Annotated in this window: 16 protein-coding genes and 1 pseudogene; 5 read left to right on the forward strand and 12 right to left on the reverse strand. The window is 64.0% G+C overall.

The window, feature by feature from the left end; genetic code table 11:
• Positions 1–581: 581 nt before the first annotated feature.
• The 11 genes from OPU96_RS27755 to OPU96_RS27805 all read right to left on the reverse strand — a co-directional run bounded on the left by OPU96_RS27755 (position 582) and on the right by OPU96_RS27805 (position 13,852).
• Complete coding sequence (locus tag OPU96_RS27755; protein ID WP_226456031.1) at positions 582–878, reverse strand: DUF6124 family protein; 297 nt, start codon at positions 876–878, stop codon at positions 582–584.
• A 444-nt stretch (positions 879–1,322) separates the two neighbouring features.
• The gene (locus OPU96_RS27760) at positions 1,323–2,654 is read right to left on the reverse strand and encodes a c-type cytochrome (RefSeq protein ID WP_498560111.1); all 1,332 of its coding nucleotides are present in this window, start codon (positions 2,652–2,654) and stop codon (positions 1,323–1,325) included.
• Between the two features lie 15 nt (positions 2,655–2,669).
• Positions 2,670–4,886 carry a xanthine dehydrogenase family protein molybdopterin-binding subunit gene (locus OPU96_RS27765; protein WP_498560112.1) on the reverse strand — a complete coding sequence of 739 codons (2,217 nt, stop codon included), beginning with the start codon at positions 4,884–4,886 and terminating at the stop codon, positions 2,670–2,672.
• Complete coding sequence (locus OPU96_RS27770; protein ID WP_226456028.1) at positions 4,886–5,341, reverse strand: (2Fe-2S)-binding protein; 456 nt, start codon at positions 5,339–5,341, stop codon at positions 4,886–4,888. The genes OPU96_RS27765 and OPU96_RS27770 overlap by 1 nt, the downstream gene beginning before the upstream one ends.
• A 154-nt stretch (positions 5,342–5,495) precedes the next feature.
• On the reverse strand, positions 5,496–6,251 hold the full coding sequence (locus OPU96_RS27775) for an ABC transporter ATP-binding protein (protein WP_498560113.1): 756 nt from the start codon (positions 6,249–6,251) through the stop codon (positions 5,496–5,498).
• The gene (locus OPU96_RS27780) at positions 6,245–7,273 is read right to left on the reverse strand and encodes a FecCD family ABC transporter permease (RefSeq protein ID WP_226456026.1); all 1,029 of its coding nucleotides are present in this window, start codon (positions 7,271–7,273) and stop codon (positions 6,245–6,247) included. The genes OPU96_RS27775 and OPU96_RS27780 overlap by 7 nt, the downstream gene beginning before the upstream one ends.
• On the reverse strand, positions 7,270–8,403 hold the full coding sequence (locus tag OPU96_RS27785; protein WP_226456180.1) for an ABC transporter substrate-binding protein: 1,134 nt from the start codon (positions 8,401–8,403) through the stop codon (positions 7,270–7,272). Before OPU96_RS27785 ends, OPU96_RS27780 begins: the two co-directional genes overlap by 4 nt.
• Before the next feature lie 20 nt (positions 8,404–8,423).
• The gene (locus OPU96_RS27790) at positions 8,424–10,778 is read right to left on the reverse strand and encodes a TonB-dependent siderophore receptor (protein ID WP_498560114.1); all 2,355 of its coding nucleotides are present in this window, start codon (positions 10,776–10,778) and stop codon (positions 8,424–8,426) included.
• 376 nt (positions 10,779–11,154) lie between these two features.
• Positions 11,155–12,123: a FecR domain-containing protein gene (locus OPU96_RS27795; RefSeq protein WP_226456024.1), complete on the reverse strand. Its 969-nt coding sequence runs from the start codon at positions 12,121–12,123 to the stop codon at positions 11,155–11,157.
• 4 nt (positions 12,124–12,127) lie between these two features.
• A complete protein-coding gene (locus OPU96_RS27800; protein ID WP_192300408.1) occupies positions 12,128–12,643 on the reverse strand; it encodes a sigma-70 family RNA polymerase sigma factor in 516 nt (171 codons plus the stop codon).
• Positions 12,644–12,679: 36 nt separating this feature from the next.
• The gene (locus tag OPU96_RS27805; protein WP_498560115.1) at positions 12,680–13,852 is read right to left on the reverse strand and encodes an MFS transporter; all 1,173 of its coding nucleotides are present in this window, start codon (positions 13,850–13,852) and stop codon (positions 12,680–12,682) included.
• Between the two features lie 107 nt (positions 13,853–13,959).
• Here OPU96_RS27805 and OPU96_RS27810 point away from each other — a divergent pair, with 107 nt between their 5' ends.
• The 5 genes and pseudogenes from OPU96_RS27810 to OPU96_RS27830 all read left to right on the forward strand — a co-directional run.
• Entirely contained in the window at positions 13,960–16,125 is a 2,166-nt protein-coding gene (locus OPU96_RS27810; RefSeq protein ID WP_498560116.1) for a TonB-dependent receptor, read from the forward strand.
• A 164-nt stretch (positions 16,126–16,289) separates the two neighbouring features.
• Positions 16,290–17,699 (forward strand): GABA permease, encoded by a 1,410-nt coding sequence (gene gabP / locus OPU96_RS27815; protein WP_498560117.1) that lies wholly within the window; start codon positions 16,290–16,292, stop codon positions 17,697–17,699.
• On the forward strand, positions 17,696–18,769 hold the full coding sequence (gene gbdR, locus OPU96_RS27820) for a choline metabolism transcriptional regulator GbdR (RefSeq protein WP_305392418.1): 1,074 nt from the start codon (positions 17,696–17,698) through the stop codon (positions 18,767–18,769). Before gabP ends, gbdR begins: the two co-directional genes overlap by 4 nt.
• A gap of 118 nt (positions 18,770–18,887) precedes the next feature.
• On the forward strand, positions 18,888–20,057 hold the full coding sequence (locus OPU96_RS27825) for a p-hydroxyphenylacetate 3-hydroxylase oxygenase component (RefSeq protein ID WP_226456021.1): 1,170 nt from the start codon (positions 18,888–18,890) through the stop codon (positions 20,055–20,057).
• Between the two features lie 59 nt (positions 20,058–20,116).
• Positions 20,117–20,614, forward strand: a pseudogene (locus OPU96_RS27830) (flavin reductase family protein); the annotation flags it as partial.
• 455 nt (positions 20,615–21,069) lie between these two features.
• Here the strand turns inward: OPU96_RS27830 and hpaI are convergent.
• Positions 21,070–21,867, reverse strand: a complete 798-nt coding sequence (gene hpaI, locus OPU96_RS27835; protein WP_226456020.1) for a 4-hydroxy-2-oxoheptanedioate aldolase — start codon at positions 21,865–21,867, stop codon at positions 21,070–21,072.
• Positions 21,868–21,872: the final 5 nt, after the last annotated feature.

Here is a 21,872-nt window from a genome sequence, read left to right on the forward strand (position 1 = left end):
GGTATACCGCCTTCGCGGGCAAGCCCGCTCCCACAGGGGATACCTGGTGAGCCTGTTTTTTGAGCCAGGCGCAAATTCAAATGTGGGAGCTGGCTTGCCTGCGAAAGGGTGGGTCAGCTGGCATTTTTGGCGACTGGCATACCGCCTTCGCGGGCAAGCCCGCTCCCACAGGGGATACCAGGTGAGCCTGTTTTTTGAGCCAGGCGCAAATTCAAATGTGGGAGCTGGCTTGCCTGCGAAAGCGGTGGTTCAGCTGGCATTTTTGGCGGCTGGCATACCGCCTTCGCGGGCAAGCCCGCTCCCACAGGGGATACCTGGTGAGCCTGTTTTTTGAGCCAGGCGCAAATTCAAATGTGGGAGCTGGCTTGCCTGCGAAAGGGTGGATCAGCTGGCATTTTTGGCGACTGGTATACCGCCTTCGCGGGCAAGCCCGCTCCCACAGGGGATACCTGGTGAGCCTGTTTTTTGAGCCGGGCGCAAATTCAAATGTGGGAGCTGGCTTGCCTGCGAAAGCGGTGGTTCGGCTGACATTTTTGGCGACTGGCACGGCGCGATCGCAATCAAGCTAGGTCCCAGATTTTTTAGTTATATTTCAGGCAGTTAATAGAGCGATCCACCGTGGTCTTGGCAATTTCCAGCAAATGCCACACTGCCAGGATCTTTGCCCGCTCGGGGCTTGTCAGTTGTTCACCACAATCAAGTGCGGTGGCCGACGCGCTGTCGAGCAGGCTGGCGGTGTAGAGCAGGGCGTCTTCGAAGCTCAGGTCTTCGTTGACCGAGTGGAAACCTCTGGTGGGCAGGTAGTGATCGATGGCGCGGTTGAAGGCGGCGCGGTCTTTGGCGGGGTCGAAGGGGGGATCTGGCACTACCTTATTCATCGTGTATCTCCAACTGGTAGGTGAGGAGCCGACCCCTCGCGACTAAACGAGGGTGGCGGCTGTACGCAGGTTAGTCGACCGGCCAGTTGGATCCGGCGCACCCGAAGGTGCCCTGCGCACAGCCACCATGAACACGGTGACAGCTTGCGCACAACTGGAAGTCGGGCGACTAAACCCGGTCACTGATAAGCAGTGACGGACCGCAGACTAGCCACCGATTCCAGCAGGCACAAGGCGGCAGGGATTGTCTAGGAAACGTCCTGCAATTTAAAGCGACACGGCTTGCTGGCCCTTTACAAACCATGACAAAACGCCAGTAACCCAGCGAAGTCCCCTGATGCATGGAGATCAAAATGTGGGAGCTGTCGAGCCCCAGCGAGTCTGCGAAGGGATCACCGCTATAGTTGCGGTGAACCGCAGCATCAGCATCGCTGAGGCCCGACCTCAGCGCATATGCAAAATAATCGGGCTGCTGCTCGCCGGATCGGTATGCCCACGCAGCTTGCCCACCGCCTGCGCATCCACCGGGCCGCCGTGATTGCCCCAGGTGCTGCGCATGTAGCTGAGCACTTCGGCAATTTCCTGATCCGACAGTTGTTCGCGAAAGGCCGGCATGCGGTAGGCGTCCGGCACGCCGGCGGCGACGACGCGTTGCGAGCCGTTGAGGGTGATGTTGATCGCCGAGGCGCTTTCCTTGGCGAGTGCCGAGGTGGCGCCCGCCAGGGGCGGCATCCATTCGGGCTGGCCCTTGCCGTCCAGGCCGTGGCAGGACGCGCAGCGGGTCGCATAGGTGTGGGCGCCGGGCGCGTTGCTGGCGGCCGCCGCCTGGTATTGCCACGGCGCGCCGTCACGCTGCGGGTCGCCGGGCAGCGACTTGAGGTAACGGGCGATGGCGGCCAGGTCGGCGTCTTGCATGAACTGGGTGGAGTTGTTGAACGCCTCGGTCATCGAGCCGTAGACCACCGCATGGGCGTTGCGCCCGGTCTTGAGGAATTGCACGATCTGCGCCTCGCTCCAGCGTCCCAACCCGCTGTTGGGGTCCTGGCGCAGGCTGGGGGCGTACCAGCCGTCGAGCAGGGCGCCGGCGAGGAAGGGCGCGCCGGACTCGTCCAGGGCCTTCTCATTGAACGCCAGCCCTCGCGGGGTGTGGCAACTGCCGCAGTGGCCGGGGCCTTGCACGATATACGCGCCACGGTTCCACAGTTCGTCCTGCGCCGATTTGGCCGCGTAGGGCGTGCTGGGGGCGAACACGCCGTTCCACAACGCGATGGGCCAGCGTAGGTTCAGCGGCCAGGGAATGTCGCTGGGGATGTTCGGCAGGTTGGCCGGTTGCACACCTGCCATGAAAAACGCGTACAGCGCCCGGATGTCGTCGTCACTGAGCTTCACATAGGACGGGTAGGGCATCGCCGGGTAGAGCCGGCGCCCGTCCGGCGTCACGCCATGGCGCACTGCGCGGTCGAAGTCGGCCAGGGAGTAGTTGCCGATGCCGTTGTCGCGGTCCGGCGTGATGTTGGTGGCGTGGATCGCGCCCAGCGGCGTGGCCATCTCCAGGCCGCCGGCGAACGGCGCCTTGCCTGGCAGGCTGTGGCAGGCCACGCAGTCACTGAGCCGGGCGACGTACTCGCCGCGACTGACCAATGCGGCATCCACACTTTGTGTTTGCTCAAAGGGCGAAGCGGGCTGGCGGGTGACATACCAGGCCAGCACGGCGGCGGCGACCAGGCAGGGCAGCGCCAGCCAGCCTGCGGTTCTTGCGAATCGACGGTTGTTCATGGGCGGTTCCTGGCGTTAGCTGAAGGTGTGGCGACTCAGGGGCAGGCTGCGGATGCGCTGGCCGGTCAACTGCGCCACCGCATTGGCCACGGCCGGCGCGACGGCGGGCAGCGGCGGTTCGCCGATGCCGCCCATCTTTTCGCCGCTCTCGACAATCCGCACATGCACCCGCGCCATCCGCGACGGCGGCAGGATCGGGTACAGGTCGTAATTGCGCGCCCGCGGCTTGCCGTCGACGAACACTGCTTCCTCCAGCAGCGTCTGGGACAAGCCCAACGCCACCGCGCCATTCACCTGGGCTTCGACAATCGCCGGGTTGACGATGCTGCCCGGGTCAATTGCTTCCCAGATGTCATGCACCTTGACCTGGCCGTGTTCAATCGACACCTCGGCGATCACCGCCGCATGGGAGCCGAACGGCGAGGCCATGGCCACGCCCCGCGCACGGCGGCTGCCGTCCTCGGCGGTGAACGGCCCGCGTTTCCAACCGCCGGACAACTCGCCCACCGCTTGCAGCAGGGTGGTCAGCCGTGGGTTGTCACGCAGCAGGTGCAGGCGCAACTCGTAAGGATCGTGGCCGCCCTTGTCCGCCAACTCGTCGAGGAATGCTTCGTAGAAAAAGTCATTCAGCGAATTGCCCACCGAACGCCAATAACCCAGCATCGCCGGGCCTTTGACGTAGATCTGCGCGATGCGTTTATTGGGGATCGCATAGGATTTTCCCGACAATCCTTCCAGGGCCGTGGGGTCGAGTTTGGCCCCCTGTTTACCGGCGATCGCTTCCGTTGGGCCTTCGGTGGCGCTGACCGCCTCGATGGCCACGGGAAAGCCTTTGTCATCCAGCGCGGCACGGAACTTGACCACCGCCACCGGGCGCAGCACGTCGCGCAGGAACTCTTCCTCGCGGCTCCAGATCAGCTTGATCGGGCGGCCGACCGCCTTGGCCAGCGCGATGGCCTGGGGATACGGGCTGGCCGAGTCATACAAGAAATGCCGGCCAAAAAAACCGCCCAGCAACGGCGAGTGCAGGTTGACCTGCGCCGGATCGAGACCCGCGCGCTTGGCGATGTCGGCGCGGAACATGTCCGGCGCCTGGTTGGGCAGCCAGATGTCCAGGGTGCCGTCGGGGTTGAAGCGGGCGAGGGCAGAGGGCGGTTCCAGCTGGGCGTGGTTGACGTACTGGTTATGGTAGGTGGCTTCGACGCTGGTTTTGGCGCCTTTCAGCGCGGCGGCGACATCGCCTTCGTTTTCATCGTCACGCCCCGGGCCTTGCTGTGCCGCAAGCACATCGCGCCAGCCATCGCTGGAAAAGTCCGCGGGCATCACCCGAACGGTCGCGTCTGCACCAGCCTCTTGCCACTCAACCTGGAGCGCCTCCACCGCACGCTTGGCATGCCACCAACGTTCGGCCACCACGGCGACGGCGCCGGGCAGTTGATGCACCGAGTGCACGCCCTTCATCGCTTCGACCTGCGCCTGGTTGCGCAGGCTGCCCACCGTCATGCCCAGGCGCGGTGCGTGTTGCACCGCGGCGTGGAGCATGCCGTCGACCTTGAGGTCGATGCTGTATTGCGCCTTGCCGGTGGATTTTTCGTAGGCGTCGACGCGACGTACCGGCTTGCCGATCCAACGGAACTGGCTCGGGTCGCGTAGCTTGATGCCTGCCAGGTCGGGCACCGGCATGTCCAGGGCGCGTCCGGCCAACTCGCCGTAGCCCAGGGAACGCCCGGACGCCGCGTGTACCACGCGACCGGGTTGGGTGCTCAGTTCGGTCAGGGGCACGCCCAACTGCTCGGCGCCAGCCTGCAACAACATGGCCCGGGCCAGCGCGCCCAGGCGGCGCATGGTGGGGTAGCTCATACGCACCGACATGCTGCCGCCGGTGATGCGCATGCCGTTTTCCATCACCACGTAGGCCTCGCCCGGTGGTGCGGCCTCGACGATGAAGGTCGCGGGGTCAGCGTCCAGTTCCTCTCCGACAATCTGCGCCATCGCCGTGTGCGTGCCTTGCCCGCCTTCCATGAAGGGGCTGAGCAATCGCACGCTACCGTCCGGGCGAATCTCCAGGAACGCCGGCACCTGGGTACCGCGTTCCGCCGTCGCGGCCTGCACCCTGGACGTACCCAGGGGCAAGCCGAAACCGATCACCAGCGCACCCACCGCCGTACTCGCCAGAAAGCGCCGGCGCGACAGGTTCACCGGGCCATCGAATAGTTCATCGCGGGTATTCATCAGGCGTGCTCCTGCTTGGCCAGGTCGTCGACCGCCGCATGAATCGCGTTGTAGGTGCCGCACCGGCACAGGTTGACCATCGCCGCGTCGATCTGCGCAGTGCTTGGCTTGGGGGTGTGCTTGAGCAGCGCGGTGGCCGCCATCACCTGCCCGGACTGGCAATACCCGCACTGCGCCACCTGATGCTCGACCCAGGCCGCGACCACGCGCTTGCCCACGGCATCGGCTTCAATCGCCTCGATGGTAGTGATGTCACGCCCGACCACCCCGGCCACCGGGGTCACGCAACTGCGCACCACATTGCCGTCCACCAGCACCGAACAGGCGCCGCACTGGGCCAGGCCGCAGCCGTACTTGGTGCCGGTCAGGCCGAGGTCATCGCGGATTACCCACAGCAACGGGGTATCGGCATCCGCATCGACCTGATAGGTCGTCTGGTTGATTCGTAATTCCATGGCTCACCTGCACGTCGACGGTAGGTGCGGCCTTTATAGGATCGGGAATGCGCTGGCCGCTTAGTGTCGAACTCTAGACCACCACGCAAGGGGCATGTGCCCGGCCGTCGTCAAATCCAGAGGATCAGGCAAGCATTCGCGAGGATTGTGCCAGTTAGACGATGTCGTCAATCAGGATATGGTGCTGCCCCCGGCTACAGCGTTCGATGCGCGCCTGAACCTTGTACACCGTGCGTAGCATGGCTTCATTGATCACCTCATGACTCGGCCCGCTGGCCTGGGCCGTGCCGTCGGCGATCACCAGCACCTGGTCGGCGAAGCGCAGCGCCTGGTTGAGGTCGTGCAGGGCGATAAATACGATCACCTGGCGCTGGCGGGCGAGGGCGCGCATAAACCCCAGCACCTGCACTTGGCGGCGCATGTCAAGGGCGCTGGTGGGCTCGTCCATCAGCAGCACTTCGGGTTCGCGCACCAGGGTCTGGGCGATGGAGACCAGTTGCTGTTGGCCGCCGCTGAGTTCACCGAGGTTGCGAAATGCCAGGTCGTGGATGCCCAGGGCGTCAAGCATCTCATCCACGAGCCGCAGTTCGTCATCGTGCACCGTCCAGCCCGGCGCGAGTTGCTTGCGCGCCAGCAGCACCGATTCGTACACCGTCAACCGGGCGCTGGCATTGAGGCCCTGGGGCATGTAGCTGATGCCCTGCACACCCTTTGTCGAACCTTGCAGGATCACCTTACCCGGCCCGTCGAGCAGCCCGGCGATGCGCTTGAACAGGGTGGATTTACCGGCAGCGTTGGGGCCGACCACGGCGACCACCTGGCCGCCGACAAAGCGTGCGGTACTGACGCCGCTGATGATGGTGCGTGGTCCGTAGCAGGCGCCCAAGTCGTCCAGCTGAATACTTACCATGAGTTTTTCTTCCCGCCGAGGATCAGGGAGATAAAGAACGGCACGCCGATCAACGAGGTGACCACGCCAATCGGGAAAATCGCGCCGGGGATCAGGGTCTTGCTCACCACCGAGCTGGCCGACAGGATCAGTGCGCCGGTCAGCAGCGAGGCGGGCAGGAAGAAGCGTTGGTCTTCGCCGATCAGCATGCGCGCGATGTGCGGACCGACCAGCCCGATAAAGCCGATGGTGCCGACAAACGCCACCGGGAACGCGGCGAGCAGGCTGACCATGATCAGCGTCTGCAAGCGCAGGCTGCGCACGTTGATGCCGAAGCTGGCGGCCTTGTCGTCGCCCAGGCGCAACGCGGTAAGGGCCCAGGCGCGCTTGGCGAAAATCGGCAGGGTGATCAGGATCACCAGGCAGATCACCCCCAACTTGGGCCAGGTGGCCTTGGTCAGGCTGCCCATGGTCCAGAACACCACGGCGGCCACCGCTTGTTCGGTGGCAAAAAACTGCACCAGCGCCAGCAGCGCATTGAACGTGAACACCAGCGCAATGCCCAGCAGCACGATGGTTTCGGCGCTCACGCCACGGCGCAGGCTGAGGAAGTGGATCAGCAGCGCGCAGAGCATGGCCATGATGAACGCGTTGAGCGGCACCATGTACTGCGCCGCCAGCGGGAACAGCGCCACACCAAACGCCAGGCCCATGGCGGCGCCGAAACTGGCGGCGGCGGACAGGCCCAGGGTGAACGGGCTGGCCAGCGGGTTGTTGAGGATGGTCTGCATCTGCGCGCCAGCCAGGGACAGCGCGGCGCCCACGGCCACCGCCATCAGCGCGACGGGCAGGCGGATGTCCCACATCACCACGCGCACTTGCGGCGCGGCGGTGTCCGGGGCAAACAGTGCGCCGAGCACTTCACTGAGGCTGTAGCGCGCCGGCCCCAGGGCCAGGTCGAGCAACACACTGCCCAACAACAGCACGGCCAGGGCGCAGAGGATCAGGCGTTTGCGCAGCACCAGCTGGCGGTAGGCGCTCATGGCTTGAGGCTCACGAAGTAGCCCGGCTCGTAGGGCACCGGCAGGAAGCGCTCGTGCAACTCGCGAAAGGCGGCCTCGGGATCGAGGTCGGCAAACAGCGTCGGGTGAAACCACTTGGCCAACTGCTGGATCGCCACGAACTGGTAAGGGCTGTTGTAGAACTGGTGCCAGATCGCGTGGAACGCTTGCTGCTCCTGGGCCTTGATCCCGGCATAGGCCGGGCGGCCGGTGTACCACGCCAGTTTGCGCCGGGCCTCGGCCATGTCGGCCGCGGGGCCGACGCCGACCCAGTGCCCACCCGGCGCGAACGCCTCCCAGTTGGCGCTGGTGACGACCACCTGGGCCGGGTTGGCGACGATCACCTGCTCGGGATTCAACTGGCCGAAGGTGCTGGGAATAATGCCTTTGGCGATGTTGTTGCCGCCGGCCAGCTCGACGAACAGGCCGAAGTTTTCATTGCCGAAACTCAGGCAGCAATCGTCGGTGTAGCCGCCGATACGCTCGATAAATACCGCAGGGCGCGGGGGCTGCTGCGCGGCGATCACGTCGGTGACACGGCGGATCTGCTTGTTGCGAAATGCGATAAACGCTTCGGCCTGCTGCTCTTTGCCGAACAACTGGCCAAACAGGCGCATGGTCGGCTCGGTGTTGGTCATGGGCTGGTTGCGAAAGTCCACGTACACCACCGGGATGCCCAGGGCGTCGAGTTTCTCGATGTAGCGCGCATCCTCGGTGGCGTGCTGCGCCTCGATATTGAGGATGATCACGTCGGGGCGCTGGGAGATGGCTTGTTCGATGTCGAAGGTGCCGTCTTCAAAGCCTCCGAAGGTGGGGATCTTGGCGATGGCGGGGAATTTGCGCAGGTAGGCGTTGTAGGTGTCCGGGTCGGACTGGATCAGGTCCTTGCGCCAGCCGACGATGCGTTCGATGGGGTTTTGCGTGTCCAGTGCGGCCACCAGGTACAGCTGGCGGCCTTCGCCGAGAATCACCCGCTGCACCGGCAGGTTGACCTTGACCTGGCGGCCGAGCAGATCGGTGACCGTGGTGGGGGTGGCAAACGCCGGCATGCCCAGCAACCCGGTGAACAACAGCGCCGCCAGGACGTGGCCGCATCGCACAATCGAAAGCATCATGTAAGCCCTTGCAGGTATCAGAAATCGACCGTGGCCGAGAGGAGGAGGGTGCGTGGCGAGGCCTGGGAGAACGCGCCGTAGGAGGCCACGCCGGACCAGTACTGGCGGTCGAACAGGTTCTGCAGCGTGGCGCGGAATGTGGTCGGTCGCTCGGCGATGCGCGTGCTGTAGCGTACGCCGACATCGATGCGGGTCCAGGGATCGAGGCGCTGGGTGTTGGCCTGGTCGACGTACTGGCTGGCGGTGTAGATCGCGCCGCCGGTCAACGTCAGCCCCTCGACTGTCGGCGTGTCCCATTCGGCCCACAGGTTGGCCTGCACCTCGGGCACGCCGACCGGGGTATTGCCACGGTTGGCGGCGATGCCGCTGCGGGTCAATTGCGCGTCCAGCAGGGTCACGCCACCGAGCAGGCGCGCGCCCTGGGCGACTTCGCCAAACACGCTCAATTCCAGGCCACGGTTGCGCTGTTCGCCCTGCACCGAAAAGCGCCCGGCGGCCAGTTCGCCGCTGGGTTTGTCGATCTGGAACAGCGCCAGGGTCGACATGAAGGTGCCGTAGTCGAGCTTGACCCCGACCTCATGCTGCGTGGACACGTAAGGCGCAAAGATCTCACCGGCGTTCGCCGCGTTGGACGGCGCCACATCGCCCTTGCTCAGGCCTTCGAGGTAGTTGTAGTAGAACGCCACGTGATCCCACGGCTTGAGCACGGCGCCGAACAGCGGCGTGGTCTTGCCATCGTCGTAGGCGCTGCTGACTGCGCCCGCGGTGTTGTAGTTGTTCGATTGGATGCGCTGTTGGCGCAGGCCGACGGTGACCTGCACGCGCTGGTCCAATATCGACAAGGTGTCGGCGATGGCCACGCCGGTCAGCTCGGTGGCCGAGACTTTCGGCGCGTCCGGCTTGGGGATCGACGGCTTGGGGCGGTCGGTGGGGTGATAGATATTCGACAGCACCGAGGCGCCGGAAATGATCCCGCGTGACAGCTCGTCGCGATAACGGCTGGCCTGCACCACGCTGGTGTGGCTGACCGGCCCGGTGTCGAAGCGTACGCGGGCACCGGCGTCCACGGTGTAGCGCTGGACTTCGAAGCGGTAGTAACCGGGTGTGGAATCGGTGTCGCCGGCGGCGTTGATGATCTTCGGCGTCTGGTCGGACATACGCGCCACGGCGGATTTGCCGCCGCCGGCGTGGGCGAACAGAGTGAGGGCATCGTTGAGGTCATATTCGCCGCTGAGCAACGCGGATTTGTCGCGGGTGCGTGACCAGCCCCAGTCCTGGCTGACATTGGTGCGGCCGTTGGCCGCGTTGGGAATGTTCACGCCGGGGGTGATCAGGAACGGTCGGGAAGCGGCGTCGAACTCTTCTTCCTGGGAGATCAGGTCCAGGCTGCCGCGCAGGCGCTCGCCCTGGTAATCCAGGGACAGCGCACCGATGCCGACTTCGCGTGATTGCGCGTCGATCACCGTGTTGCCCTGCTGCACGCCGCCGTTCAGGCGCAGGCCGAAGCGGCGCTCGTCACCGAAGCGGCGGCTGATGTCGATGCGGTTGCCGATGTGGGCGTCCTGCGTGTAGCTGGCGGTGTAGCGGGTCAGGTCTTCGTCGAGGGAGCGCTTGGGCACCACATTGATCACGCCGCCCACCGCACTGTTGGGCGACATGCCGTAGAGCAGGGCGCCGGGGCCCTTGACCACTTCGATGCGCTCGGCGTACTCGGTAAACACGCGATAGTTGGAGGCCACGCCGTAGACGCCGTCGAAGGCCAGTTCGCCGAGGTTGCCTTCGCCCACCGGGAAGCCGCGGATGAAAAACGAATCGACAATGCCGCCGGTCTGCCCGGTGGAGCGCACCGAAGAGTCGCGTTCCAGCAGATCGCCGACGGTGGTGGCCTGCTGGTCCTTGATCAGCGACGCGGTGTAGGTGCTGACGCTGAAGGGCGCGTCCATTACGTCGCGGTTGCCGAGCATGCCCAGGCGCCCGCCGACCGCGACCTGGCCGCCGGAATAGGCTGGCGGCAGGCTGTCGCTGCGTTGTGCCGTGCCGCTGACGGTGGTTTCCGACAGGGTGACCCGGCGTAGTGCCAGGGTGTAGCTGCCGTCTGCGCGCAAGACCATTTCCAGGCCGCTGCCGGCGAGCAGGCGGGTGACGGCCTCCTCGGTCGAATAGGTGCCGGACAGGCCGGGGCTGGTCAGTCCGTCGGTGAGCGCCGGCAGGAACGACAGCGCGATGCCGGCGTCCACGGCGAAGTTCGACAGCGTGGCGCCGAGGGGGCCGGGGGTGATCTGGTAGGCACGCATTGTCACCCCATCCAACTGCGCGGCCATGGCGGCGCTGGTGAGGGCCAGGCTGAGCAGTGCGCTGCGGATCACGAGCATGGATGGGGGGCCTGTGGGTTGGAGTGGGGTTTGATGTGTTTGCCAGTTGAGATTGGGAAAAGTATCAGGGTGGCAGGGGTTTATTTTTGGTGTACGTATCCATTCGGGCGGGTTGAACGGGGTCAAAACTGTGGGAGCGGGCTTGCTCGCGAATGCGGTGGATCAGCCGATGAATGAGTTGGCTGACACGCCGCATTCGCGAGCAAGCCCGCTCCCACATTTGGATCGCCATGTATCAGATGAAACTGTGGTTTGCTCTTGCTCTGGCTTTTGACCTTAGGCACACCGAGCCCAGGCGAGGCGCCGAGTGTTGGGGTGAGGACCTTTTGGTTACTTTCGGGCCTTTCCAAAAGTGACCCGCTGCAAGAGCGGAACCCTAAGCCGCCGACAACGTGAGCCAATACCCACTCAAATGCCCACTGACAACCACCGGATATGTCTGCACCAGCATGTTCAACGTGCGCTGTGTATCACTGATGGGAAACGCCCCAGAGATACGCAAATCAGCAATCGCAGGATCACAACGCACAAAACCACGCCGATAACGCGCCAGTTCGGCAACGAAATCCGCCAAGCGCATCCTGTCAGCCATCAACATGCCCTGGGTCCAGGCCCCCACATTACGGTCGGTAGCCGCCACTCCACCAAAGGTCTGCGCAGAAAAGTCCATGCGCTGCCCGGCGTTGACGATCAGCGGTGTGCTCTGGTTGTTCTCGGCCAGCATCACCTTGACCGCGCCTTCGAGCACCGCCAGGTGGGTGAGCGGGCTCAGTTCGCGCACGGTGAAGCGCGTGCCCAGGGCCTGCATGCGGCCCTGGCGGGTGCTGACCAGGAATGGGCGCGAGGTATCCGCGGCGGTCTGCACCAGCATCTCACCTTCGCGCAAGTGCACCAGACGCTGCTGGCTGTCAAAACGCACATCGATGGCCGTATCGGTGTTGAGCGTGATACGCGAACCATCGGCCAGCACCAGTTCACGGCGTTCGCCGACGTGGGTGCGGTAGTCGGCGGTCCATTGCTGGGATTGCGCAAGTTTCCAACTGCCCCAGCCGACCGGCATCACCGCCAGCAACAACGCGAGCTTGCCCAGCGCCGCGCGGCGTTCCGGGTGGCTTGGACGATCCAGCGCCGACATCGCCAGGGCCGGCGGCAGCCCGCCGAGCTTGCTTTGCAGCAACTGCGCCCGGGCCCAGGCGCGATCACGTTCGGGGCTGCTGGTTTTCCAGCGTTCCCACTCGGCGCGTTCGCTGGCGCTGAGGTCGTTTTCGCTCAGGCGCATCAGCCATTCGGCGGCCTCTTCGAGGACATCGGCGGCGAGCGGTGGCTGTTTGCGCAGGCTGAGCATGGGCTTATTCCACCAGCATCAGGCACTGCACAAACGCCTGTTTCATGTAGCGTTTGACGGTGATCAGCGACACGCCCAGTTGCTCGGCAATCGCGTCGTACTTGAGGCCGCTGAGCTGCGACAGCAGGAACGCGCGCTTGACCAGTGGCGGCAGCGCGTCGAGCATCGCGTCGATTTCGTGCAGGGTTTCCAGCACCATGAAGTGGGTTTCCGCCGACGGTGCTTGCTGTAACGGCGCGCTGGCGAGGGCTTCCAGATAAGCCCGTTCCAACGCCTTGCGCTGATACCAATTGACCAGGATGCCCCTGGCCACGCAGGTCAGGTAGGCACGTGGCTGGTCGATCACCGTGACCTGGGAGGCGAGGATCCGGGTGAAGGTGTCCTGGGCCAGGTCGGCCGCATCCATGGCGTTGCCGAGTTTGCGTTTGAGCGTGGCGTACAGCCAGCCGTGATGCCCGCTGTACAGCGCCTCGATTGCGCGCAGGTGGTGGTTGTGATCGGCGTCGAGGATTTCGCTCATGGCGCACATCCGTGCAATTGAGAAGTATTCCCAATGCTAAGGGACAACCCGGCGTGAACGCAACGCGAGAATCGCAAGCAGTGCCAGCCCATACGCCGCGCAGACGAACAGGTAGGTATACGCCAGGCCATACACCTGGCTGAGCAGGCCACCGATGGCGATACCGGCAATCGAGGCGAATTGCGCAGTGCCCTGGGCGATCCCCAGCACGTGGCCCTGGCTTGAGCTGTCGGCGCTCTTTGAAATCAACGCCATCAGCACCGGCGTGGTCGCCCCGAGCAACACGCCCCACACCAGGTAACCGAGGGCGAACACCAGCGGGTTGCGGGTGATGCCGGCGATGCCGGTGAGCGCAATGCACGCGAGTACCACCCAGGCGATGCGCCGCAGGGAATCACCCTGGTCACGCCCTTCGAAATGCCGCGCCCATGTCGTTGCGCTCAGGATGAAACCCAATGCCAGCAGGCCGTAGCACAGGCCGACCCAGGCGTTGCTGACGTTGAATGTGCTGCTCACATACAGCGCGAACGAGGTCTGCGGCAGCATCCGCGCCAGCAGCAGAATGCCCATCACCACCAGCAGCGGCAGCAGCGCCGAACCGCGCCATACCACGGCGCTCGACGCGCTCACGGGTTTCTTCTGCGGCGGCACGTCCGGCAGGCTCAGCGCCGCAACCAGCGTGCACACCGCGCAGAGTGCCGAGGCGCTGAGGTTGATCCAGAAAAACGTCGCGTGATCGAGGATCAAGCCGCCGACCACCGCACCGAGCAGCGAGCCGACGTTGGTGGAAATCTGCAACAGCGCAAACAACCGCGCGCGCCGGGCCGGCGCCTCGATACTTACGCCATACGCCTGGGCCGGGGCGATATACCCTGCACACGCGCCCTGCACAAAGCGCAGCAGCAGGATCGCCCAGATGTCGCTGATCAAGGCCAGCGCCAGTTGGGTCAGGGTCAGGCCGATCAGGGCGCGGATCATCATCAGCTTGTGGCCATGACGATCACCGACGCGCCCCCAGAACGCGCTGGTCAGCAGGATGCCGAGCATCGGCCCGACATACACGGCGATGCTGGCGAAGCTGAACAACGCATCGGAGTCGGTCAGCCCACGCAAGTGCACTGGCCAGAACGGGCCGCTCATTTCCATCGCGCCCATCGACACGAGCTGGATCGCGAACAGCAGGGAAATCAGGATGCGGGTCGGTGGCATGGATCAATCTCGTTGTAAAAAAAACGGCGGGGGGCTGATACTTTTTCGTCGGTTGGCTGGCATCAGGAGTAATTCTCATCTTCTCTCGATGCAAGGACCCCACCGTCATGCCCGTTGCCAGCCGGTTAACATTCGCCATTCGTACCGCCCTGTTGTTGGCCGCCGCCAGCAGCAACGCCTGGGCCGCCACCGCCGAGCCGAGCGACGACAGCGCGCAGAGCCTGACCCTTGACGCGACGAACGTCAACGCCGTGTACAACGGCCCCAGCGCCTTGCCCGAGGTGCTTGCCGGCGGCCAGGTGGCGCGGGGCGCGCGCCTGGGCATGCTGGGCAACAAGGACGTGATGGACGCCCCGTTCAGCGTCACCAGCTACACCGCCAAGACCCTTGCCGACCTGCAAACCGTGACCGTCGCCGACGCACTGGAGCGCGACCCTTCGGTGCGTTCCACCGGGCAGAACGGCGGCATCGTCGACTCGTTTTTCATCCGTGGTTTCGCGATTGGCGAGGGCAACCTCGGCGAGCTGGCCTATGACGGCGTCTACGGCGTAGCGCCCAACTATCGCGCATTTACCGAGTACGCCGAGCGCATCGAAGTGCTCAAGGGGCCGGGGGCGCTGGTGTACGGCATCTCGCCCAACAGCGGCGTCGGCGGGGTGATCAATATCGTGCCCAAACGTCCGCTGGACGAGGACCTGACGCGCTTTACCGGCAGTTATGCGTCGGACAGCCAGGTTGGCGGCCACCTCGACCTGAGCCGCCGTTTCGGCGCTGAAAACCAGTTTGGCGTGCGCTTCAACGGCAGCCTGCAAGGCGGCGACACGGCCGTGGACAACCAGCATCGCGACGTGGGCATCGGCGCGATTGCCTTGGATTATCGCGGCGAGCGCCTGCGCCTGAACCTCGACTACCTGAGCCAGAAGGAAAGCTGGGAGGGCGCCTCGCGTCCGTTCACCATTCAACCGGGCGTGCAGGTGCCGTCCGCGCCGAATGGCCGCACCAGCCTGCCGCAGAAGTGGGGCTGGTCGGACACCAAGGAGCAATCGTTGCTGCTCGGCGGCGAATATGACCTGAACGACAACCTGACGGTGTTCGCCCACGCCGGTGGCGGGCGTTCGGATGTGAAGCGCCTGTCCGACCAGGTGCCGCGCATCCTCAATGACGCCGGTGACACCAAAAACACGCCGGGCTATTACAAATTCAACGTCGACCGTTCGACGGCCGACATCGGCCTGCGCAGCCTCTTTGCCACCGGCCCGGTGACGCATACCACCACACTGATGGCGAGCCGTTATAGGGATGAGCTGTCGCGGGGCATCATCAACGGCAAGGACATTTACTCCAACATCTATCACCCGGTGGACACGCCCCAGCAGTACATCAACACGCCGAAGGTGCTGCGTATTTCCGAAACCGAGCTGTCCGGCGTGGCGTTGACCGACACCCTGGGCCTGTTCGAAGACCGCCTCCAACTGACCCTGGGCATGCGTCACCAAGCCATCGAATCGCGCAACTACAACAGCACCGGCGGGGTCAGTGCGCGGTATGACGCCAGCGCCAATACGCCGCTGCTCGGTGTGGTGGTCAAGCCCTGGGATGACGTGTCGCTCTACTACAACTACGTCGAAGGCCTGAGCAAAGGCGATGCCGCACCCGGTACGGCGAGCAATGCCGGCGAGACCTTTGCGCCCTACGAGTCCAAGCAACACGAACTGGGCGTGAAGTATGAACACGGCAGCTTCATGACCAGCGTGGCGTTGTTCCAGATTGAAAAGCCCAGCGGCGAAGTCGGTGCCGGCAATGTGTTTTCGGTACAGGCCGAGCAGCGCAACCGTGGTGTCGAGCTGAGCCTGTATGGCGAAGTGGCGCCCGGCACGCGCCTGATGGGCGGTGTGACCCTCCTCGATGGCGAGCTGACCAAATCCGCCACCGCCGCCAACCGTGGCAACAAACCCGTGGGCGTGCCGGACATCCAGGCCAACCTCTGGGCTGAGTGGGACACGCCGGGGCTGGAAGGTTTCACCCTTACCGGCGGCGCGATCTATACCGACCGCCAGTACGTCGACCAGGCCAATACCCAGCAGTTGGATGCGTGGACGCGCATCGACATGGGCGCGCGCTACGCGACCAAGATCGAAGGGCGGCCTACCACCTTCCGCGCCACGGTGCAGAACGTGTTTGATCGTGAATACTGGTCGGGGGTGGCGTCGTACGGCGCTTTCTCGCCGGGTTATCCGCGCACGTTGCAGCTGTCGGCCAGCGTGGATTTTTGAGGCCAGCGTCAAGCACGAATGTCGATATCAGGCACATTCGTGCCGCCCTCAGGCTATTTTCGCGCAAGCCGGCCCGCGTAAGGTGACTCATCATTAAGAGATGATGATCGCCTGACTGATCAGTCAGTACGCCTCAACGTCGATCACCGAGAATAAAAACAACGATGAATAGCCTGAGTTCCAAGGATTTGAACGGTCAATTGGCGCAAGGCTTCAAGCCGCGCCATGTCACCATGTTGTCTATCGCAGGGATTATCGGCGCAGGGCTGTTTGTCGGCTCCGGGCACGCGATTGCAGCGGCGGGCCCGGCCGTGATGCTGGCCTATCTGTTTTCCGGGTTGCTGGTGGTGCTGGTCATGCGCATGCTTGGCGAGATGGCGGTGGCCAACCCAGACACCGGTTCGTTCTCGACCTATGCGGACCAGGCCATCGGGCGCTGGGCCGGCTTCACCATCGGCTGGCTGTACTGGTGGTTCTGGGTGCTGGTGATCCCCATCGAAGCCCTGGCCGCCGGGCATATCCTCAACCAATGGTTCCCGCAGATCGACGCTTGGCTCTTTGCCTTGCTGTCGATCTTTTTGTTGGTGGTCACCAATCTGTTCAGCGTGTCCAAGTACGGCGAATTCGAGTTCTGGTTCGCCATGGCCAAGGTGGTGGCGATCATCGGCTTTATTGGCCTGGGGTTTGCCGTGCTGATGGGCTGGATCCCCGAGCGCGAGGCCAGCGGGCTCGGCCGCTTGATGGAGGAACACGGTGGGTTCGCGCCGAATGGACTGTCGGCGGTGGTCGGCGCGTTCATTACCATCATGTTCAGCTTCATCGGCACCGAAGCGGTGACCATCGCGGCCGCGGAGTCCAGCAACCCGGCGCAGAACATCGCCCGCGCGACCCGTTCGGTGATGTGGCGTATCGGTGTGTTCTATGTGTTATCGATTTTTGTGGTGATCTCCGTGGTGCCCTGGGATGACCCGTTGCTGGCGTCGGTCGGCTCCTACCAGCGCGCACTGGAACTGATGAACATTCCCCACGCCAAGCTGCTGGTGGATGTGGTGGTACTGATCGCCGTGGCCAGTTGCATGAACTCATCGATCTACATTGCGTCGCGCATGCTGTTTTCCCTGGGCAAGCGCGGCGATGCTCCCGCGCTGATGAAAAAGACCTCGGCGGCCAGCGTGCCCCGGGCCGCGGTGCTGGCCAGTACTGTGCTGGGCGCGGGGGTGACGCTGCTCAGCTATTTCATGCCGGCCGGGTTGTTCCAGTTTTTGCTGGCGAGTTCGGGCGCCATTGCCTTGCTGGTGTACTTGGTGATCGCGATTTCGCAACTGCGCATGCGCAAGATCCTGCAGCGGCGTAACGTGCCGCTGACGTTCAAGATGTGGCTGTTTCCCTGGCTGACGTGGCTGGTGATTGCGTTCATTTGCGGCGCGTTGACGGTGATGCTGGTGACGCCGGAGCACCGCTTCGAGGTGTCGTCGACCCTCGGCCTGGCGTTGTTGATTTCACTCATCGGCCTGATCACCGCACGACATCCCGGACCCGCGCAATTGCCCGTAGCCGCAGCCACCCAACCATGACCACCCGGGCGGTCAACAGCATTGTGTTCTTGCTGCTGGACCAGTTCACGCTGATCTCGCTGGCGTCCGCCCTGGAACCGTTGCGCATGGCCAACCAATTGGCGGGCCAGGAGCTGTACCGCTGGCACACCGCGAGCCTCGACGGCCACCCGGTCTGGGCCAGCGACGGCGTGCCCGTCACCCCGGACGGCTCGATTGTCAGCGTGCCGTCCGCAGACAGCGTGATCGTATGCGGCGGCATTGGTATCCAAGGCACCGTGACCGGCGAACTGCTCAAATGGCTGCGCGGCCAGGCACGCTATTCCAAGCGCCTGGGCGGCATCTGCACCGGCAGTTGGGTGCTGGCGCGGGCCGGCTTGCTCGATGGGCACGAATGCAGCGTGCACTGGGAATGGTTGGCGGCCATGCAGGAAGCGTTTCCACGGGTGAGCGTCAGTTCCAGCCTGTTCACCCTCGACCGTGAGCGTCTCACCAGCTCGGGGGGGACGGCGCCCCTGGACATGATGTTGCACCTGATCGGCCGCGATCACGGGCATGAGTTGTCGGCGGCGATTTCGGACATGTTCGTGTACGAACGCATCCGCAACGAGCAGGACCACCAGCGCGTGCCACTCAAGCACATGCTCGGCACCCAGCAACCGAAGTTGCAGGAAATTGTCGCGCTGATGGAAGCCAACCTCGAAGAGCCGATCAACCTCGATGAGCTGGCCGCTTACGTCGCGCTGTCGCGTCGCCAGCTTGAGCGGATGTTCCAGAAGTACCTGCATTGTTCGCCGTCGCGCTATTACCTGCGGCTGCGGCTGATCCGTGCGCGGCAGTTGCTCAAGCAGACGCCCATTTCCATTGTCGAGTTGGCGGTGCTCTGTGGCTTTGTGTCCACGCCGCACTTCTCCAAATGCTACCGCGAGTACTTTGGCGTGCCGCCCAGTGATGAGCGCTCGGTCACCGACGGTGAGCGCTCGCAGGTGTTGAAACCGATGATTCAACTGCGCCCCGCACCGGCACCGATGAATGTGTTGGAGCAGGCGCGAGGGGAGTCGACGTTTGCCAGTGTCAAAAATCTGAAGTGACGCCGATGTTGGCGTAGCGGGCCTATGAAAAGTGCAACAGTCCCCGCGAAACGTCCATTTCGCCCCACGCCCGCGCTCGCAATACTGGCCACCAACTCCAATAAAAACAGGTGTCCCGATGCAACCCTCCAACTCCCTGCTGGAAGACCTCAAGGCGATCCTGCCGAGCATTGCCGCGAATGCCGCCCAGGCCGAAACCGAACGGAAAGTGCCAGCGGCCAATATCGCCTTGCTTAAAAGCCTTGGCCTGCACCGTGCGTTTCAACCCAAGGCCTACGGCGGCCTGGAAATGTCATTGCCGGCGTTCTGCGACTGCATTGCGCTGTTGGCCGGCGCGTGTGCGAGCACGGCGTGGGCGATGAGTCTGCTGTGCACCCATAGTCATCAACTGGCGATGTTTTCCAAGCAGTTGCAGGACGAGCTGTGGCGGGAGAACCCCGATGCGACGGCCAGCAGCAGTATTGCGCCGTTCGGCCAGGTCGAGGAGGTCGACGGTGGTGTGCTCTTCAGTGGGCAGATGGGCTGGAGCAGCGGCAGTGATCACGCCGAGTGGGCGATCCTGGGCTGTCGCCGACACAACCCCGAGGGCGGCCAGGATTATTGCTTTGCGGTGTTGCCGCGCAGTGATTATCAGATCCTCGACGACTGGTTCGCCGTGGGCATGCGCGGCAGCGGCACCAAGACCTTGAGCGTCGATAAGGTGTTTGTGCCCAACTACCGCATCCAGAAAGCCAAGGACATGATGGAAGGCAAATCCGCCGGGTTTGGCTTGTACCCCGACAGCGAGATTTACTTCACGCCCTATCGGCCGTATTTCGCCAGTGGTTTCTCGACGGTGAGCCTTGGCGTTGCCGAGCGGATGCTCGAAGCCTTTCGCGACAAGACGCGCCACCGCGTGCGCGCCTACACCGGCGCCCAGGTCGGCGCGGCCACCCCGGCGCTGATGCGCCTGGCCGAGTCGACCCACCAGGTCGCCGCCGCCCGCGCATTCCTGGAAAAAACCTGGCAGGAACACGCCGAGCATGGCGCCCGCCATGCGTACCCGTCGAAACAAACCCTGGCGTTCTGGCGCACCAACCAGGCGTACGCCGTGAAGATGTGCATCCAGGCCGTGGACCGCTTGTTTGAAGCCGCCGGCGGCGGGGCGTGGATGGAGAGCAACGAGCTGCAACGGTTGTGGCGCGACGCCCATATGACCGGGGCGCATGCCTACACCGACTACGACGTGTGCGCGCAGATTCTCGGGCGCGAGCTGATGGGGCTTGAGCCTGATCCCACGATGGTCTGAGTCGGCGTTCAATCATAATAATCAGCGCTGCGGCACGGCTGCGGCGCGAGGAGTCTTGCATGTCTACTGAATTCGATTCACGCGCCTTTCGCCGCGCCCTGGGCAACTTTGCCACGGGCGTCACGGTGGTCACCGCCGCGACTGAGAACGGCCAGCAGGTCGGGGTCACGGCCAACAGTTTCAACTCGGTATCACTGGACCCGCCGCTGGTGTTGTGGAGCATCGACAAACGTTCCAGCAGCCATGCGGTGTTCGAGCAGGCGAGCCATTTTGCGGTGAACATCCTGGCGGCCAACCAGATCGACCTGTCGAACAATTTTGCGCGGCCCCGGGAAGACCGGTTTGCCGGGGTTGACCATGAACGCGGTGAAGGAGGGGCGCCGGTGTTCGCCGATTGTGCCGCGCACTTTCATTGTGAGAAGTACCAGCAGGTGGATGGCGGGGACCACTGGATCATGATCGGCAAGGTCGTGCGCTTCGACGACTTTGGCCGGGCGCCGCTGCTGTATCACCAGGGCGTGTATTCGATGGTGTTGCCGCATCCGCAACTGGCGAAGGCGGCCTGTTAGTCGACACAAATGCTGACTGACCCACCGCTATCTCAGGCAAGCCAGCCCCCACAGTTGGATGTGCACCATACCCCTGTGGGAGCGGGCTTGCCCGCGAAGGCGGCGTGTCAGTCAATACAAATGCTGATTGACCCACCGCTATCGCAGGCAAGCCAGCTCCCACACTTGGATGTGCGCCAAACCCCTGTGGGAGCGGGCTTGCCCGCGAAGGCGGCGTGTCAGTAGATACAAATGCTGGCTGACCCACCGCTATCGCAGGCAAGCCAGCCCCCACAGTTGGATGTGCACCAAACCCCTGTGGGAGCGGGCTTGCCCGCGAAGGCGGCGTGTCAGTCGACACAAATGCTGACTGACCCACCACTATCGCAGGCAAGCCAGCTCCCACAGTTGGATGTGCGCCAACCTCGGCAAACGAGGACCCCGCCGATCCCTGTGTTCTGGGATCAGTACACCCCACCTGCTGCCGGTCCAGGGGGGGCAATCTGCTTGAAGCGACCCGCTAGGGTTTGCAGCCCGCGCATCAATACGGTGGTATCCACGCCGACGGCGACAAAAGTAGCGCCCAATTCCAGGTAGCGGCGCGCCAGTTTTTCATCGGCACTCAGAATGCCAACCGCCTTGCCTGCTTTGCACACCCGCGCAATCGCCTCTTCGATCGCCGCTTGTACGTCCGGGTGGCCAGGGTTGCCCCGATGGCCCATGGCTGCCGACAAGTCCGCTGGACCGATGAACACGCCGTCTACGCCGTCGACCGCGGCGATGGCATCGAGGTTGGCCAGGCCCTTGGTGTTTTCGATCTGCACCAGCAGGCACATTTCTGCGTCGGCCTTGTCCAGGTAATCCGGCACGCTGTTCCAGCGCGACGCCCGCGCCAACGCGCTGCCGACGCCCCGAATGCCCTGGGGCGGGTAGGTGATGGCGCGCACCAGCTCGCGCGCCTGGGCGGCGCTTTCAACCATCGGCACCAGCAGGGTCTGCACACCAATATCCAGCACTTGTTTGATCAACGCCGTGTCGCCCTGCACCGGGCGGATGATCGGCTGCGAGGGGTAGGGCGCAATTGCCTGCAACTGGCCGAGCAGGCTGCGCAGGTCGTTGGGCGCGTGTTCGCCGTCGATCAGCAGCCAGTCGAACCCGGCGTTGGCGGCCAGTTCCGCGCAGTACGCATCCGCCAGGCCCAGCCACAGGCCGATCTGCGGTTCACCCGCCTTGAGGCGGGCCTTGAACGTGTTTTTCAGCATCACTA

This window comes from Pseudomonas sp. RP-B7 (assembly GCF_059803535.1).